The sequence below is a fragment of the Acidovorax sp. sif1233 genome, assembly GCF_019218755.1.
Lineage (GTDB): Bacteria > Pseudomonadota > Gammaproteobacteria > Burkholderiales > Burkholderiaceae_C > Acidovorax.
The window spans coordinates 389677-405509 of record NZ_JAHUWZ010000001.1 but is presented as its reverse complement, the minus strand read 5'-3'; the positions used below and the strand labels follow the sequence as shown (position 1 = coordinate 405509).

The following is a 15833-nucleotide window of genomic DNA, read 5'->3' as shown; positions in this document are numbered from 1 at the left end:
GGACAATGCCTATTGTCAATTGAAATATTACTCAGTGACTACTCTTGCAGGCGCCTCGAAGATCTGTGTATATCTTATGACCTCTGGGCGTAAGATCTTCTCTGCTCAGCTCTTTTGATTGGCTAAATCCAGCCATCATAAAACTATGGATTCTTCCCGGCCGGGAGTGAATGTCCAGCAATTGCGCGTGCAATGCCGGATATTTTTGCAAAAGCCATTGATTTATTCTGGCACTGGCTTTTGGCTTTTGCAAAACGAAGGAGATCAAATACGATAATGGCCGCCGACACGCATTGATTGCACCATGTATTGCCCGATTGAGACCATGACGGATCAGAGGGAAGAAATGAAGTGCCAGATCTGCAAGGAGACGCAATGGCAAAGTAATGCGCCATGACATGCTCTGACGCAATCTCGAGATCTCATGCTCTGCATTCACCGCCCTGCGTTCCAGAGCCACCAGCCTCGCTTCCATTTTTTCAACATTTTTGGCAAACGCCCGGTCTGCCTCGCTGGCCTCGCTTTTCAATATTGATGCCTTCGCCTTCAAAGCTTCAACCATTCCCTCAGACTGCAAGAGTTTTTGCTCGATTTCAAATTGAGCACGCAATTTAAAGCCATCGAATATATTGGGTGGAAATTTAAATGCCGGAATTAAATAGGCGTGCTCTTTCGCAACGTAGAATCTATTCAATCCATCCGTGTACACAAAAAAATACTCCGAGGTCAGCAGCAGTTTTTCCCAACCCTCATATACCTCAATTTGAGAGTTTGGAATGGTGGCTTCGACAAGAACAATCCAGGGGCGATTCTTGGTCCAATCATTCCCCTCCAGCACCGCTTGCTCAAAACCCTCTACATCAATTTTCAAAAAATGAACTTCCTCTCCCCGTGGAAAATAACTATTCCAAATTGCATTAAGGGTCGTTACAGAAACCTGCTGACGAATATAAGGCCGCCCCGCAACCACCCCCTCCTCAGCAATTGAATCCACAAGAGTGGAGAGCCCGGAGCCTTCGAAAATAGTAATTGGAAGCGTCCCCGGTGCACGACCAAGCGCCATTCCGACATTATTATCGCGAGGACGCTTATTTTGTAGAAGCTTTAGAAAATCCGGGTTTGGCTCAATATTAATGCCATGCCAGCCCTTTTCATAGAATGCTCTGGTGACTGAATCCTGATCAGGCCAAGCCGCACCAACGTCGATATAGCGCCCCCGCTCTATGTTTGCGAGTGCGCGCATCAACATCACATCTTCAAAGTTCTGGGCATAAGAAATCATTGTATTTTCAGCTACCACTGGTAGGTGCCGTTTTTATCCAGATAGCGATTCAAATTGGACCTGATAAAACTTATCTGATCCTGGCTAAGCAACTCAGATGCATCTTTGGATTTCAACGATGAAACATGGCGTCGGTGATAAAAGTTGACTTTATTATAAAAACTAAAACCTATATCGACACTATCGCCCACATTCATATTACTAGTTTTTTTAAATACCGCCTTCTTTTTATTGTTCAGCCAGATTTTTTGAATCTCAAATGCACCCCATTTCCCGAAAAGGTATTTGCTGATTTTCCTTATCACAAGCCAAGGATATCGATCAATATCCTCATATTTTATGTTCAACATATTTTTGTGCATTTTTTGGTGCCACGAAAGCCACTGCTCATAAGTAGCAACGGACTCTGCTAGGGAAAAACCAAAAACATTCATCCATGACGCAATAGCGTCTTCTGGTTTGCGCACAGTGCAAACACATGGAACACCTCTTTTATTTAGAAGTGCATTTATCAGCTCATCAGGCGAATGGCTTTTGACGATTGCATTGATTGGCCCGTCAGATTCAGAAAGAACGTCGTTTATCGAGTTTGAAGAGGATGTAGAAACACCGCCTCTTGCATCAAGAAGCTCTCGGACAACGTTGTAGGAAAATGTCGACCCACTTCTCTGCATCCCCGCCACGATGACTATCACTTTTTTTCCACCTCAACATTGCCAAATAGGTTCGCAAAGCCATAAGAGCTATAAGCGTGTGCACTTATTACACGGAATATCAAAACGTCGACTCTGCGATGCAACATCTCTTCCTTGTCGCGCCCTTCTCTCGTCACTCCCACATTAAGGTAATAAGTCCCAGGAACCAAATTTCCTTGTAGCCCGAACCGAATCCGAGCAGATTCAGCAGATTGGAAAGATCTTTTCGGATTTCCAATATTGGCATTTGCGTTGGTAGCATAAACGCATACTCCATCCACAGACTTCACCATCATTCCGAAATTCACGCGATCAGCCGGCTCTTTAAAATCAACCTCATAACTAACAAATATGGGATGTCCTTCAGGAATAATATTCGTTACAGCCCCATCGCTATCTGAAATATTAACATTGACTATTTCTGCCCCCCTGCTTCCGTATTGAACCTCGACACTGCTAGAGGCCAAGGATGAGTCATACAGCGGGACTATCTCTTTTTTTTGCTCTCTCGTATCTTTTGCAGCCCCAAAAAGCAATCGCTCATATGCATCGCAAACGGTTCTAGCTTTTCCAATTTCAGATATTATTCCGTTATTAACAAGAATAGCCCGATCACATATTTTTTTTACCGTCTCTGTATCATGGCTAACAAAAAGCAGGGTAGTCCCCGCCTCCTTATACTCCTCGATGCGTCTAAAACACTTTCTTTGAAAAGCAGCGTCCCCGACCGAAAGGGCCTCATCGACAATCAGTATGTCCGGCCGAGTTGCGGTAGAAACTGCGAAAGCCAGCCTGACCTGCATTCCACTTGAATACGTCCTCAGAGGCTGATCAATATAATCACCAATATCAGCGAATGCCTCTATTTTCGGCATCAAGGCATGGATTTCATCAACGCTATACCCCAGCAACTGCCCGGTCATATACGCATTTTGACGCCCCGTGAAATCAGCGTGAAATCCCATCCCTAATTCAAGCAAGGCGGCTACTCTCCCTTTGACATGAACGCCGCCAGTAGTCGGCTGTGTAGTTCCCGTAATTATTTTCAGCAAGGTGCTCTTACCTGCACCATTGACCCCCACAATTCCCACTGCCTCCCCTGGCTCAATAGTGAAATTGATGTCTCGCAGCACCCATGTTTTTTTATGTTGATCGCGACCAGTTATCCATTCAAGCATCCTCGCCCATTTATTGGGGTAGCGTTTATATGCCTTACTAACATTCGAAACAACAATAGTTCCCATCAGAGTTCGTCCACCAGTTCACCGACGCGCGACAAAAAGAACCAAGCGCCCAAAATCAAAAAGAACATCGTCAGAAAAACGAGCGGAGCCAAGCTAGCAAAATCTGGAACACGCTGATTCAAAAATAGAGTCTGATAGGCCACCATCAAAGGCTGCATCGGGTTGTACTGCAGCACCGCCCGCGCAGCGGCTGGCAAGGAGTCGAATACATACACAATAGGCGTGAGCCAGAACCAGAACTGCACCACGATGCCCGTGAGCTGACCCACGTCTCTGAAGAACACATTGAGCGTGCCCAAAAATATGCCCAGTCCCAGGGTAAAGAGCACCTGCAAGGCCAATAACGGCACCATCGCCCACAAGGCCCAGCCCGGCCAGTGGCCAATCAGTGCCAGAAAGGCGAGATACAGCCCAAACACAATGCCAAAGTTGACCAGCGCAGACACCGCCACAATGGCCGGAAGGCAAATGCGTGGAAAGCTGGATTTTTTGATCAGGTTTCCGTGCTCCAGGAATACGCCATTCAGTCGTCCGAGCATTTCTGCAAACAGGCTCCAGGTAAGGACCCCGGCGCACAGATAGATGCTGAATGCAAACGGTGTTTGCTCATGGCCTGCAAGACCAGGTCGCATGAGCTGACCGAACACGACGGTATAAATGACGATCATGGTCAGCGGGTTGGCAACTGACCAGAATGCGCCGAGCAAGGATTCGCGGTACTTGCCGTGGAACTCGCGCATGACGCTGCTCCACACGAAGCCACGGTAGCCCCACAGGGCTTTCAGCATGGGTAGGCCGGGCATAGCAAGGTCAACCTTCTTTGGCACTGCTGCCTTGCGGTGCCGGCACCGCCCGGCCGTAAGTGTCCTCAAACCGCACTATGTCGTCCTCATCCAGGTAGCTGCCAGATTGCACTTCAATGATTTCAAGAGGCACTTTGCCAGGGTTTGTCAACCGGTGCACATGCCCCAGGGGGATGAAGGTGGACTCGTTTTCGCCCAGCAAAAAAACCTTGTCCCCGTTGGTGACCTGGGCGGTGCCCTTGACCACGATCCAATGTTCGGCGCGGTGATGATGCATCTGCAGGCTCAATTGGGCACCGGGTTTGACCACTATGCGTTTGACCTGAAAGCGTTCGCCGCCATCGATGCTGTCGTACCAGCCCCAGGGCCGGTGAACTTTGCGGTGGGTTGAAGCCAGGCTGCGCTTTTGGGCTTTGAGTTCAGCCACGATTTTTTTAACGTCTTGCGTACGGCTTTTTTCCACCACTAATATGGCGTCAGGAGTTTCCACCACCACCACGTTGTCCATCCCCACGGTGGCTACCAAGCAAGACTCGGAAAACAATAGGCTATTGCGAGTGTCGATGGCCAGCGTCTGGCCGGCATGCGCATTGCCGTCAGCGTCATGTGGCAAAACATCCCAGAGAGCGTCCCATGCCCCCAGATCAGACCATCCCGCATCCAGTGGTACCACGCGGGCGGCTATGCCCAGCGCATCGTTGCCGGGCAGGTGCTCCATCACGGCATAGTCGATGGAATTTGACGGACAAGCAGCAAAAGCTTCGTTGTCTGGGCGTACGAAGTCCATGTCGCGGACACTTCTTTCGATGGAAGCTTGGCAAGCCTGGAGCATTTGAGGCTGCAGGACTTCCATGGCGCGCAACCATTGGTCGGCGCGCACCATGAACAAACCGCTATTCCATAGATAGCTACCGCTGGCAACATAGTCCTGCGCCAGGGCCAAGTCGGGTTTTTCAGCAAAGCTCTGAATGGCAAATGCGTTACCGCCTTCGATGGCCTCACCTTTTTGTATGTAGCCATACCCGGTTTCTGGACGGCTGGCCACGATGCCAAAAGTCACCATGTCACCCCTCTGGGCGAGCTGCCAAGCGATTTCAACGGCTTGGTGGAGCCGCGCTACGTCGGACATGACATGGTCCGCGGGCATGGCCAGCAAGATGGCATGCGGATCTGCCACCAAGGCCGCAAGAGTCAATGCGGGTGCGGTGTTGCGGCCTACGGGTTCCAGCACCAGAGTGGCATCGTCGAAGCCAGCTTCCTGCAGTTGCTGCGCCGCCAGGAACCGATGCTCGCTATTGCACACCACTATGGGCGCAGCCCTGGGGATGTGGGGCACTACACCGTCCAGGCGCCTGGCCGTGTCTTGCAGCATGGAAATTCCGTTTCCCCGAACGGAGAGAAATTGCTTGGGATAGGTTTCGCGCGACAGCGGCCACAGACGGGTGCCTGAGCCGCCACACAAGATGACTGGCAGCAGTGGATGGATCATGGATGGGGGATATCAGACGAAGAGGCCTTGTCGCGTGAGCGGCGTATTTCGGCCTCCAGAATAGCCAGCCGTTGATTGAGACGGCGCATATCGCGTTCGATACGGGTGTTGACCATATCAACATGCAAGGCCTTCAACAGAAGAACAATGCAAACAAAAAGTAACAATAGCGCCGGGGGGTAGCTGATGCGGAGAAGCAGTGCCAAGCCGTCGATCAAGCCGGGCCACATCCCCAAAAGTGCTGCGGCGCCGGCCACGACCACCCAGAAAAGGCCATGCATGAGGTACAGATGATCGCGGCGAACCAGATAGAGGATCAGCGCAGCTAAGCCTATTCCCATCAATGCCGTAGTTGCTTGCAAGGATGCCATCAGGTGGTCTCCCCCTCTTAAGTTAATTAGGTTAGGAGCATCCCGTTGCGGGGGTCAAAACAGCCACAGTAGCTGTCGGGCGACCACATCGCAGGCTTCAGGCGCCCAGAAGATCAAACAAATGCACAGGGCCTTGCTTATGCGGGGCATTGTAGGTGCGGAACGCCATCGCGCCTTCGTCTCGAGCGTTACGTAAATCATTGATTTGTTTGAGCCCTTGGCAGCACACGACAGAAAGGTTTAGATACCTGTGCCACTCTGGATTGGTCCGCGAGGATTCCATGCCACTGGACTTTAGATTGTGTCCGGTTCCCTTCTGGTTTCCCGTAGACAATGTTTGGTTCGGGTTCAATCGCATTCGCTTGTTTCGCCTCCCAGACTGCCATCGCCCCATGTTGCGAGAGGACCAATTGAATCCCCTTTGTGCCTGGGCCATATTTGTACAGAGAAATTTCAGTCTACGAGGTGCCAGGGCGTTGCCCATGGCTGGAACGATCAACATCTAGGTTGCAGCGATCCCGACACAGGCGCAGCCCTGGGAAATATCGGCCAAGGCAGTTCAGTTCAGCGTTCGAGTTGAGCAGAGGTGTAGACATCGCCACATCGGACGATCTGTGTCCTATAGTAGATGACCGTCCCGAACCGATCGCCGTTTCAAGCAGCGCAGCTCTTGTACCAAGCGAAGAGCCCATCGCGCTCGGGGTAAAGCTCAGTTTGTCGGACCTCAAATACCTTTGCGCCAGCACGGTGCGCAGGCTCCAACGATCTCTCGATCATCGACGTGCTGACGCCACACGCATGGTTCTATGCGAGATTCGGCACCCAGCTTTGCCGCGTCCAGTAACTGACAGACTGACTGCATGGGGTAGAGGCGATGCTGAGCGTTGAGGTGAGCGGACGCTACGGACGGTCCGATTGAATGCCCATGTCATCCCTCAGTGCGGATATGTAGTAAGCGCCATCACAGCGAGGGCCAACATGAAGCGCCCAGGTTTTAGTAGGAGGCCATTCCTCGCGACAGGGCGCGTGGCGGCTCCCGGGCTCTCAAGGCGCCTTTGCTGAAAGGTCACAACGACCTCTCACCTTCTGCCGCTTAAGCTTGTTCGAGAAGCGCGCGCGGAACGGCGCGGGGAACGGCGCGTGCCCACGGACGGTCCAGCGTAACTCCAGGCGCATCCTCCAGTTGGAAGGTGCTCACGGCTTCGGTGAGTTGCTGGGCCTGCAGCTCCAGGCTCTTGGCGGCGGCGGCGCTTTGCTCCACCAGAGCCGCGTTCTGCTGCGTGGCGTGGTCCATCTGGTTGACGGCCTGGCCGATCTGGGAAATGCCCGTGCTCTGCTCGGAGCTGGCGGAGCTGATCTCGCCCACGATGTCCGTCACCCGCTTGATCGCGCCCACAACCTCGACCATGGTCTGCCCGGCTTGATCCACCAGGCCCGTGCCCACGGACACCTTCTCCACGCTTTCGTTGATCAGCGCCTTGATCTCCTTGGCGGCGCTGGCGCTGCGCTGCGCGAGATTGCGCACCTCGGTGGCCACCACAGCAAAGCCTCGGCCCTGCTCGCCGGCGCGGGCTGCCTCTACCGCGGCGTTCAGCGCCAGGATATTGGTCTGGAAGGCAATGCCATCGATCACACCGATGATGTCCGAGATCTTGCGCGAGCTGTCGTTGATGTCCCGCATCGTGGTGACGACCTTGGAGACCACCTCGCCGCCCCGTGTGGCCACGGCGGATGCGCTGATGGCCAGCTGATCGGCCATCTTGGCGTTCTCGGCGTTGTTGCGGATCGTGGAGGTGAACTCTTCCATGGTGGCGGCGGTCTGCTGCAAAGCGCTGGCCTGCTCTTCGGTGCGCTGGCTCAGGTCTGCGTTGCCCATGGCGATCTCGCTCGTGCCGGTGGAGATGGAGTCGGTGGCGCCCCGTACCTTGCTCACGATGCTGGCCAGGTTCTGCTGCATGGCACTCAGCGATGCCAGCACGCTGCCGCCGGGGGCTGCGCTCGCCCCCGCAATGCTGGACAGGTTGCCGCCCGCCACCTTGCTGGCGGCACTGCTCAGTGCATCGGGCTCGGCACCCAGGGCCCTCAGCACTCCGCGGGTGATGGCCACCCCGCATGCCACCGCCATCACGGTGGCCAGCAATGCCAGGCCGATCAAGAGCCGGCGCTGGAATTCGAAATCGGCCTCGGAGGAATCCACCAGCTGTTTGGAGCGCTCATCGGTTGTCTTTTGGTACTCGTCGGTCTTGGCAATCAGGGCGGCGAGAAGCGGCCGGCACTCGTCATTGATTTTCGCAATGGCTTCGTCCTTTTTGTCGGCCATCGCCAAATCGACGATGGACAGGGCCACCGGCCCATATGACTGCTCGATCTTTGCGAGTTCGGCCACCAGCGTCCTGACGTTGGCTGGAATGCCTGGGCCTTCTACCGCCTGTTTGAGCAGGGCCAGGCGTTTTTGGACGTCTTCGTGGGCTTTGACGACAGCCGCCTTTTCCGCGTCGCGTTCTGCAGGCTTGGTCGCCAGCACCATGTTCCGAGCGGCCACGGCGCGCGCGTCGACGGCGCTCCGTATTCCTTGGGCCACATGTGCCCGTGCGTCGATACCGGTCACGAAGTCATGAAATTGCGTCTTGGCGCTGCTCATGTCCTTGATGGCGAACGCGGACAGGACCACGATAAGCACCACCATCAAGCCAAACGACAGTGCCAACCTCGCCCGCATCGTCATGTTCTGAAAACCCATCGCAGTCCCCCAATGTTCATCTGCGTTATGGTCAGTAGATTTGTAATATTTTGTCAATAGACAACAGCTATTGTGATGAGGGATATGGATTCAGTGTTCATTGCTGCGCTGCCACGTGATCCATGTGCGGAGAAATAGATCACACCGGGGACACGGCATTCCCCCCGGGGATCACCGCTTCGGCCCGCCCCACCGCTCGCAAGGGCTTGATCGTTCTTGGCACCACCAACATCATTCCATCGACTGTTCGGTAGCTGCAAGGCCTGGCCTCACCGCTGCAGACCAGGCCGTTGCTCAGACCCCTTTCAGGCCTCTTCGCGCAGCGACGCCCTGAGGATCTTTCCCACCGGCGACTTGGGCAATTGCTCGCGGAAAACGATCTGGCGTGGCACCTTGTAGGCCGTGAGCTGGGTGCGGCAGTGGCGCTCCACGTCCTCGGGCGTGAGCGCCGGGTTGCGCGCGACCACGAAGGCGCGCACGGCCTCGCCGGTGCCGGCATCCGGCACACCGATGACGGCGGCCTCGGCGATGTCGGAGTGGGCCGCGAGCACGTCTTCCACCTCGTTCGGGTAGACGTTGAAGCCGGACACCAGAATCATGTCCTTCTTGCGGTCGACGATGCGGATGAAACCGCCCTCCTCCAGCTGCGCAATGTCGCCCGTGTGCAGCCAGCCGTTCCGGATCGCGCTGGCACTATCTTCCTGCGCATGCAGGTAGCCGGCCACCACCTGCGGGCCCTGCACCAGCAACTCGCCGCGCTCGCCCTGAGGCAGATCGCGCCCCTGGTCATCGACGATGCGCACCCGGCAGCCCGGCATGGGCACGCCCACGGTGCCCAGGCGCGGCGTAGCCGAGGGCGGGTTGCACGAGACGATGCACGATGTCTCGGTCATGCCGTAGCCCTCCAGGATGGGGCAGACCACCGCCTGCCAGGCCTGCGCGGTCGACGTGCGCAGGGCCGTGCCACCCGAGAAGGCGTAGCGCAGCTTCGGTGGCCTGGCCTGGAACCAGGGCTCGGCCAGCAGGCCGGCGAACAGCGTGTCCACGCCGGCAGTCCACTGCACGTCGAACTGCTCGAAGGTCTTTTGCAGGTTGGACATGGGGCGCGGGTTGGGCACCAGCACGTTGCGTGCACCGACCTCGAAGAACACCAGGAAGTTCACCATGAAGGCGAACACGTGGTACATGGGCAGCACGGTGAGCATCGTCTCGCCCTGCTTCGGCCCGTCGTAGGCGTCGAGAAAATCGCGCGTGATGCGCAAGGTGGCCAGGATGTTGCTGTGCGTGATCACTGCGCCCTTGCTGCGCCCGGTGGTGCCGCCCGTGTACTGGTACACCGCCACGGGGTGGCTGCGGTGTTCGACGGGCTCCAGCGCCTGCCCGCGCACCAGCGCGTCGGCCATGCGCGGCAGCGGCGCCGCGGTGGAGTCCGCAGGACCGGCCATCTTGGCGCGGATGGCCGATGCCACAGGTTCCTCAAAGAAGTCCCACAGGCTGGCCGTGAGCACGGGCAGGCCCAGGCCCTCGGCCACAGGCTGTGCCACCGGCAGGAACAGGTCGCACACCAGCAGCAGCTTCGCACCGCTGTCTTCGAGCTGCAGGCGCAGCTCGCGCCCGGTGTACAGCGGGTTCACGTTGGTCACGATGAGCCCGGCCTTCCAGGCGCCGAACACCGCAATCGGGTAGTGCAGGCAGTTGGGCATCTGCAGCGCAAGCACCCCGCCCGTCTGCAGCCCCTGCTCGCGCACCAGCCAGGCGGCAAACGCGTCCGACAGCGCATCGATCTCCTTGAAGCTGCGCACCACGTTGGCGCCCGTGGGCAGCACGAAGGTGAAGGCGGGCTGGTCCCCATGGTCGGTGGCGGCCTGCGTGGCCAGGTGCGCGGCGTTGGCGGGCAGTGCCGCCAGGTCGAGCCGGTAGTTGCGCAGGGCCTCGGGGTAGGACCCTTCCCAGGGCGAGGACGCTGGCGGTGCGGCGGTGGCGGTCATGGGCTTGTCTCCTGTCTCTTCTTTTTATGAACGCATCAGGCCTTGGCTTTGAACGCTGGGAGCTTGTCACCCAGCCGCGCGCCCATTTCGGCACCCAACGCCTGCAGGCCGCTCAGGGGGCGCACCATGACTTCGAACTCAGTGATCTGCCCCTCTTCATTGAAGCGCACCAGATCGATGCCCTTGAGCTGCTTGTCGCCCACGCGCGCGCTGAACTCCAGCACGATGTTCAGGCCGTCGTCGGTGGCCAGCTGGCGGTGGTAGGTGAAGTCCTCGAACACCTGGATCACGGTGGACAGGGCCAGCATCAGCGCCGGGGCCGAGGTGTAGGCCGTGTTCGCCATGGGCGAGCGGAACACCGCGTCGGGGTGCACGATGCTCAGCAGGTTCGACAGGTCGCGGCTGGCCACCATGTGGTGCCAGGTGTCGAGCGAGCGGGCGACGGCGGGGTGGATGTTCTTCGGGGCTTCGGTCATGGATGTCTCCTGGGGTGAGGTTGTTGGATCAGATGGCGGCGGCAAGCGTCGTGCCCTGCAGGATGGCGCGCTTGGCGTCGAGCTCGGCGGCCACATCGGCACCGCCGATGAGGTGCGCGCTCTGGCCCGCGGCCAGCAGCACGTCGTACAGTTCGCGCAGCGGCTCCTGGCCGGCGCAGACGACGATGTGGTCGACATCGAGCACGCGCGGCTGGCCGTCGATGGTGATGTGGAGACCGGCGTCGTCCACGCGCTCGTAGGCCACGCCCGAGCTCATGCCCACATTGCGCGCCTTGAGCGAAGTGCGGTGGATCCAGCCCGTGGTCTTGCCCAGCTGGTCGCCCACCTTGCTGGCCTTGCGCTGCAGCAGGTGCACCTGGCGCGCGGGCGCCTCCACCTGGGCGGCGCGCAGGCCGCCGGCCTGGGCATAGGCGGTGTCGATGCCCCATTCGTCATTGAACTTGGCGGGCGCCAGGGCCCCGCTCTCGCCTTCGTGCGTGAGGTACTCGCCCACGTCGAAGCCGATGCCGCCCGCGCCGATCACCGCCACGCGCTGGCCCACGGGCTGCTTGTCGCGCAACACGTCCAGGTAGCTCAGCACCTTGGGGTGGGTGATGCCGTCGATGTCGGGCGTGCGCGGCCGGATGCCCGTGGCCACCACCACCTCGTCATAGCCCTGGCCCGCCAGTTCCTGCGCGGCCACGCGGGTGGAAAGGCGCACCTCCACGCCATGCAGCTCCAGCTGGCGGCGGTAGTAGCGCAGGGTCTCGTAGAACTCCTCCTTGCCCGGCACCTGCTTGGCGATGTTGAGCTGGCCGCCGATCTCGCTGCCCGCATCGAACAGAACCACCGCATGGCCCCGCTGCGCGGCCGTGACGGCAAAGCTCAGGCCGGCAGGGCCGGCGCCGACCACAGCGATGCGCTTCTTGGCGGCGGTGGGCGCGATAACCAGTTCCGTCTCGTGGCAGGCGCGCGGGTTCACCAGGCAGCTCGTGATCTTGCCGCCGAAGGTGTTGTCCAGGCAGGCCTGGTTGCAGGCGATGCAGGTGTTGATCTCGTCGGCCCGGCCCTGGCGTGCCTTGCGCACGAAGTCGGCATCGGCCAGCAACGGCCGCGCCATCGAGACCATGTCGGCGCAGCCCTCGGCCAGCAGGCGCTCGGCCACCTCGGGCGTGTTGATGCGGTTGGAGGTGATGAGCGGTATGCCCACCTGCCCCATCACCTGCTTCGTCACCCAGGCATAGGCCGCGCGCGGCACCTTGGTGGCGATGGTGGGGATGCGCGCCTCGTGCCAGCCGATGCCGGTGTTGAGAATGGTGGCGCCCGCCGCCTCGATGGCCTGGGCGAGCTGTATCACCTCGGCCAGCGTGGAGCCCCCCTCCACCAGGTCGAGCATGGACAGGCGGTAGATGATGATGAAATTCGGCCCCACCCGCTCGCGCGTGCGCCGCACGATCTCCACCGGAAAGCGCATGCGATTGGCATAGCTGCCGCCCCATTCGTCATCGCGGTGGTTGCTGCGCGCTGCGATGAACTCGTTGATCAGGTAGCCCTCGGAGCCCATGACCTCCACCCCGTCGTAGCCCGCGTGCTGGGCCAGCGCGGCGCAGCGCGCGAAGTCTTCGATGGTCTGCTCCACCTCTTCCGCCGTGAGCGCGTGCGGCACGTGGGGGTTGATGGGTGCGCGCAGCGCGCTCGGGGCCACCAGGTCGCGGTGGTAGGCATAGCGGCCGAAGTGCAGGATCTGCATGGCGATCTTGCCGCCCTCGGCGTGCACGGCCTGCGTCACCTTGCGGTGCTGCCCGGCCTCGTGTTCGTTGACCAGCATGGCCCCGCCCTGCATGGGCCGGCCGCGCTCATTGGGCGCAATGCCGCCGGTCACGATGAGCCCCACCTCGCCACGCGCCCGCTCGGCATAGAAGGCCGCCATGCGCTCGAAGCCGTTGGCCACCTCCTCCAGCCCCACGTGCATGGAGCCCATGAGCACGCGGTTCCTGAGCGTGGTGAAGCCCAGGTCCAGCGGGGCATGCAGGTGGGGATAGGGACTGCCGCTACCAGCAGCCTGTGGAGCCGGGGCAGGTTTCGGGACGGCGTTCATCGGGGGTCTCCTTGTTTATGCAACCAGTTGCATAAATATAGCCAGCATCACGCATTTATGCAACTGGTTGCGTAAACAATGGAGAGCAGTCCCGATTCAGGCAAGATGGCGAACTACGCAGCTTTCTCCGGCGCCCTCTTCCGATGTCCCTGCCCCACGCCCTTCTCACCGCCCTGGTCGAGCACCCCTGCTCGGGCTCGGAACTCGCCGAGCGCTTCGACAAGTCCATCGGCTACTTCTGGCACGCCACGCACCAGCAGATCTACCGCGAGCTGGCGCGGCTCGAAGAAGCACTGTGGATCGAGGCCCTGCCGGCCGAGACGGGCCGCGGCCGCAAGCGCCAGTTCCGCCTGCTGCCCGCGGGCCGCAAGGAACTGCGCCGCTGGATCGCCGAGCAACAGGACCCCACGCCCCTGCGCGACGAACTCATGGTGCGCCTGCGCGCCGAGGCCGCCGTCGGCCCCACCGGTCTGGAAAAGGAAATCGCCCGCCTGCAGGCCATGCACGAGGACAAGCTGGCCGTCTACCAGCGCATCGAACAGCGCGACTTCATGGGCAAGGAAGCGAGCCGAGAGCGCCGCCTGCAGCACCTGGTGCTCAAGGCCGGCATCCTGCAGGAAGAGCTGTCGCTGGCGATCGCGAGAGAGGCGCTGGAGATACTCGGCACACCGCGCCCGCCTCCGACGCCCTCTGCCCGGTGACCACATGTCACTCGCAGCGCCATGACCAGCCTCCGGCGTACCCCAGTGCCAGCGCCAGCTAGTCACACCAAGCAGCACCACGCCATCGGAGCATTCAAGATGCCGAGTCCTCATGTCTCCGCCCAAAACCTATTTCAGCGCGCAGTGGACGGCCTACATGATCTTCATGGCGCTGGCGGGGAGGGATCGGCACCATGGAAGGCCCCATTCTCGGCGCGCTGCTTTCCTTGCGGTAGAGACGACGTGGGGCGGACAGGGCGTGCTGTATCTCATCGGCCCTGGTGCCATTGCCATGCTGTTCGCGCTGTTTTTGCCCAGGGGCGCTTGAGGGGCAGTGCAGCAGCGCTGGAACGTGCGACCGCTGTCCGCGGGCTATCGGATGCGTACGCGCGCCACACATGTTCCAGAAAGAGAGGAGCAATATTCAAAATCAATAGCAAACAACGCTTATGGGACAAGCGGTAGATGCCATTTTCAATCGAAAAATTCGATGGTACGCGGGTCTTTGCACCCGTCGAAATACTTTTGCAGCATGGCGTGAAACACGCTGCCCGGCGCAGAAACTTCGCCAAACAGCGTCATGCTGGAGCGCAGCTTGAGATCGTCCGGCGTGCCAAACACATCCAGCGCCGAGCACGTCCCCAGGCCCAGCAGGATCTGGCAGCACTCGCGCAGCCGGCCGGCAAGCACTGGATGCGCCAGGTAGGCCTGCGCCTCGGCCAGCGACTGGATGGCATAGCGCTGGGCCACGTCGCTATGCCCCAGTCCCTTGATCTGCGGGAACACAAACCACATCCAGTGCGTGCGCTTCTTGCCCGCCCGCAGTTCGGCGATCACGCGGGGCCAGACGGGATCCTGGGCTTGCAGGAAACGGTCGAGGACAGGGGGAAGGGGCATGTTCGGGTAGTGGATGCTGGGCTGGCTGAAGTGAATGGTGACCATGAATTCACCGGAAGACAACAGTTGAATGGTGACGGAAAGGCAGGGCTGGCTGCAGGTGATGTGCCCGAAACACCTGGATCAGATCACCATGCCAGAATGACCCGATGAGCACATCGACATCCTCCTCCTTTCTGTCTAGCGCAGACGGCATCCCGGTCATCACCTACACCTGGGCCGAGACCCCCGGCAAACCCGTGGGCGCCGTGCAGATATCTCACGGACTAGCCGAGCACGGCGAGCGCTACGACCGCTTTGCGAAGGCCTTGAACGCTGCCGGCTTCATCGTCCATGCCGTGGATCATCGCGGGCACGGGCGCACCGCTGGTGGCAGGTTGGGGGACTTTGGCGCCGCAGGTTTCAGCGGGCTCATTGCCGATGTGGCCCAGTACGGCGCACTGCTGCGCACGCAGCACGCCGGCCTGCCGCTGTTTCTGTTTGGGCATTCGATGGGTTCGTTTGCGGCGCAGGCGGCGATCCTGGATCACGCATCGACCTGGTCAGGTGTGTTGCTCTCAGGTTCAACCGCGCTGGATGCGCTCGCCGCAGCGATGGCCAATGCTCCCGCAGACGCGCCTGCCGGATTGGAGGCATTCAACGCAGGTTTTGAGCACCGTACGGGATACGAATGGCTTTCGCGGGACGGTGCGGAGGTCGATGCCTATGTAGCGGATCCGTGGTGTGGATGGGATGTGCCGGACGATGTGATCCCGTCGCTGTTCGCTCCGGCTTCCCGGCTGGCGGATCCAGCGCTGCTAGCAGGTATCCGCAGTGACCTGTCAATCTTCATTGCCTCTGGCGACGCAGATCCGCTCGCGGGGGGCGGTGCGCTGATTCAGCTGCTGGGTCAGCGCTACCGCGATGCAGGCATCACCGACGTGACAGTCAAGCTGTACACGGCTGCCCGCCACGAAATCCTCAATGAGACGAATCGTGATGAGGTGACTGCCGACATCGTGGCCTGGCTGCGTGCCCATGTGGGGTAGCCTGATGCGGTGTCGCCGCAT

The 15833-nt window shown here is 59.4% G+C and carries 13 protein-coding genes; 2 read left to right on the top strand and 11 right to left on the bottom strand.

Features of this window, described 5'->3' with window-relative positions; genetic code table 11:
* Positions 1-31 precede the first annotated feature (31 nt).
* The 10 genes from KW843_RS01825 to KW843_RS01780 all read right to left on the bottom strand — a co-directional run bounded on the left by KW843_RS01825 (position 32) and on the right by KW843_RS01780 (position 13186).
* The gene (locus KW843_RS01825) at positions 32-1282 is read right to left on the bottom strand and encodes an FkbM family methyltransferase (RefSeq protein WP_218293381.1); all 1251 of its coding nucleotides are present in this window, start codon (positions 1280-1282) and stop codon (positions 32-34) included.
* A gap of 11 nt (positions 1283-1293) precedes the next feature.
* Positions 1294-1977: a sulfotransferase domain-containing protein gene (locus KW843_RS01820; protein WP_218293380.1), complete on the bottom strand. Its 684-nt coding sequence runs from the start codon at positions 1975-1977 to the stop codon at positions 1294-1296.
* Positions 1974-3221 (bottom strand): ABC transporter ATP-binding protein, encoded by a 1248-nt coding sequence (locus KW843_RS26895; RefSeq protein ID WP_218293379.1) that lies wholly within the window; start codon positions 3219-3221, stop codon positions 1974-1976. The genes KW843_RS01820 and KW843_RS26895 overlap by 4 nt, the downstream gene beginning before the upstream one ends.
* Positions 3221-4009 (bottom strand): ABC transporter permease, encoded by a 789-nt coding sequence (locus KW843_RS01810; RefSeq protein WP_218293378.1) that lies wholly within the window; start codon positions 4007-4009, stop codon positions 3221-3223. Before KW843_RS01810 ends, KW843_RS26895 begins: the two co-directional genes overlap by 1 nt.
* Positions 4010-4031: 22 nt before the next feature.
* Positions 4032-5513 (bottom strand): mannose-1-phosphate guanylyltransferase/mannose-6-phosphate isomerase, encoded by a 1482-nt coding sequence (locus KW843_RS01805; protein WP_218293377.1) that lies wholly within the window; start codon positions 5511-5513, stop codon positions 4032-4034.
* The gene (locus KW843_RS01800; RefSeq protein ID WP_218293376.1) at positions 5510-5884 is read right to left on the bottom strand and encodes a DUF2304 domain-containing protein; all 375 of its coding nucleotides are present in this window, start codon (positions 5882-5884) and stop codon (positions 5510-5512) included. Before KW843_RS01800 ends, KW843_RS01805 begins: the two co-directional genes overlap by 4 nt.
* Positions 5885-6977: 1093 nt before the next feature.
* A complete protein-coding gene (locus KW843_RS26890; protein WP_304505110.1) occupies positions 6978-8624 on the bottom strand; it encodes a methyl-accepting chemotaxis protein in 1647 nt (548 codons plus the stop codon).
* A 305-nt stretch (positions 8625-8929) separates the two neighbouring features.
* Complete coding sequence (locus tag KW843_RS01790; RefSeq protein ID WP_218293375.1) at positions 8930-10612, bottom strand: AMP-binding protein; 1683 nt, start codon at positions 10610-10612, stop codon at positions 8930-8932.
* Between the two features lie 35 nt (positions 10613-10647).
* Complete coding sequence (locus tag KW843_RS01785) at positions 10648-11088, bottom strand: nuclear transport factor 2 family protein (RefSeq protein ID WP_218293374.1); 441 nt, start codon at positions 11086-11088, stop codon at positions 10648-10650.
* 28 nt (positions 11089-11116) lie between these two features.
* Entirely contained in the window at positions 11117-13186 is a 2070-nt protein-coding gene (locus KW843_RS01780; protein ID WP_218293373.1) for an NADPH-dependent 2,4-dienoyl-CoA reductase, read from the bottom strand.
* Between the two features lie 143 nt (positions 13187-13329).
* On the opposite strand from KW843_RS01780, the gene KW843_RS01775 reads away from it, so the two are divergent.
* A complete protein-coding gene (locus tag KW843_RS01775; RefSeq protein ID WP_218293372.1) occupies positions 13330-13887 on the top strand; it encodes a PadR family transcriptional regulator in 558 nt (185 codons plus the stop codon).
* A gap of 474 nt (positions 13888-14361) precedes the next feature.
* Here the strand turns inward: KW843_RS01775 and KW843_RS01770 are convergent, their stop codons facing one another.
* Positions 14362-14784 carry a DUF1810 domain-containing protein gene (locus tag KW843_RS01770; protein WP_218294399.1) on the bottom strand — a complete coding sequence of 141 codons (423 nt, stop codon included), beginning with the start codon at positions 14782-14784 and terminating at the stop codon, positions 14362-14364.
* Positions 14785-14933: 149 nt separating this feature from the next.
* Between KW843_RS01770 and KW843_RS01765 the strand changes: the two genes are divergently transcribed.
* A complete protein-coding gene (locus tag KW843_RS01765; RefSeq protein WP_218293371.1) occupies positions 14934-15812 on the top strand; it encodes an alpha/beta fold hydrolase in 879 nt (292 codons plus the stop codon).
* The last annotated feature ends 21 nt before the right edge of the window (positions 15813-15833 follow it).

What these genes read in the sequence shown, in the direction of transcription:
- KW843_RS01790 (WP_218293375.1), bottom strand. Translation starts at nt 10,612, where the DNA reads ATGACCGCCACCGCCGCACCGCCAGCGTCCTCGCCCTGGGAAGGGTCC.
- KW843_RS01770 (WP_218294399.1), bottom strand. Translation starts at nt 14,784, where the DNA reads ATGCCCCTTCCCCCTGTCCTCGACCGTTTCCTGCAAGCCCAGGATCCC.
- KW843_RS01810 (WP_218293378.1), bottom strand. Translation starts at nt 4,009, where the DNA reads ATGCTGAAAGCCCTGTGGGGCTACCGTGGCTTCGTGTGGAGCAGCGTC.
- KW843_RS01780 (WP_218293373.1), bottom strand. Translation starts at nt 13,186, where the DNA reads ATGAACGCCGTCCCGAAACCTGCCCCGGCTCCACAGGCTGCTGGTAGC.
- KW843_RS01775 (WP_218293372.1), top strand. Translation starts at nt 13,330, where the DNA reads ATGTCCCTGCCCCACGCCCTTCTCACCGCCCTGGTCGAGCACCCCTGC.
- KW843_RS01805 (WP_218293377.1), bottom strand. Translation starts at nt 5,513, where the DNA reads ATGATCCATCCACTGCTGCCAGTCATCTTGTGTGGCGGCTCAGGCACC.
- KW843_RS01825 (WP_218293381.1), bottom strand. Translation starts at nt 1,282, where the DNA reads ATGATTTCTTATGCCCAGAACTTTGAAGATGTGATGTTGATGCGCGCA.
- KW843_RS01785 (WP_218293374.1), bottom strand. Translation starts at nt 11,088, where the DNA reads ATGACCGAAGCCCCGAAGAACATCCACCCCGCCGTCGCCCGCTCGCTC.
- KW843_RS26890 (WP_304505110.1), bottom strand. Translation starts at nt 8,624, where the DNA reads ATGGGTTTTCAGAACATGACGATGCGGGCGAGGTTGGCACTGTCGTTT.
- KW843_RS01765 (WP_218293371.1), top strand. Translation starts at nt 14,934, where the DNA reads ATGAGCACATCGACATCCTCCTCCTTTCTGTCTAGCGCAGACGGCATC.
- KW843_RS01800 (WP_218293376.1), bottom strand. Translation starts at nt 5,884, where the DNA reads ATGGCATCCTTGCAAGCAACTACGGCATTGATGGGAATAGGCTTAGCT.
- KW843_RS26895 (WP_218293379.1), bottom strand. Translation starts at nt 3,221, where the DNA reads ATGGGAACTATTGTTGTTTCGAATGTTAGTAAGGCATATAAACGCTAC.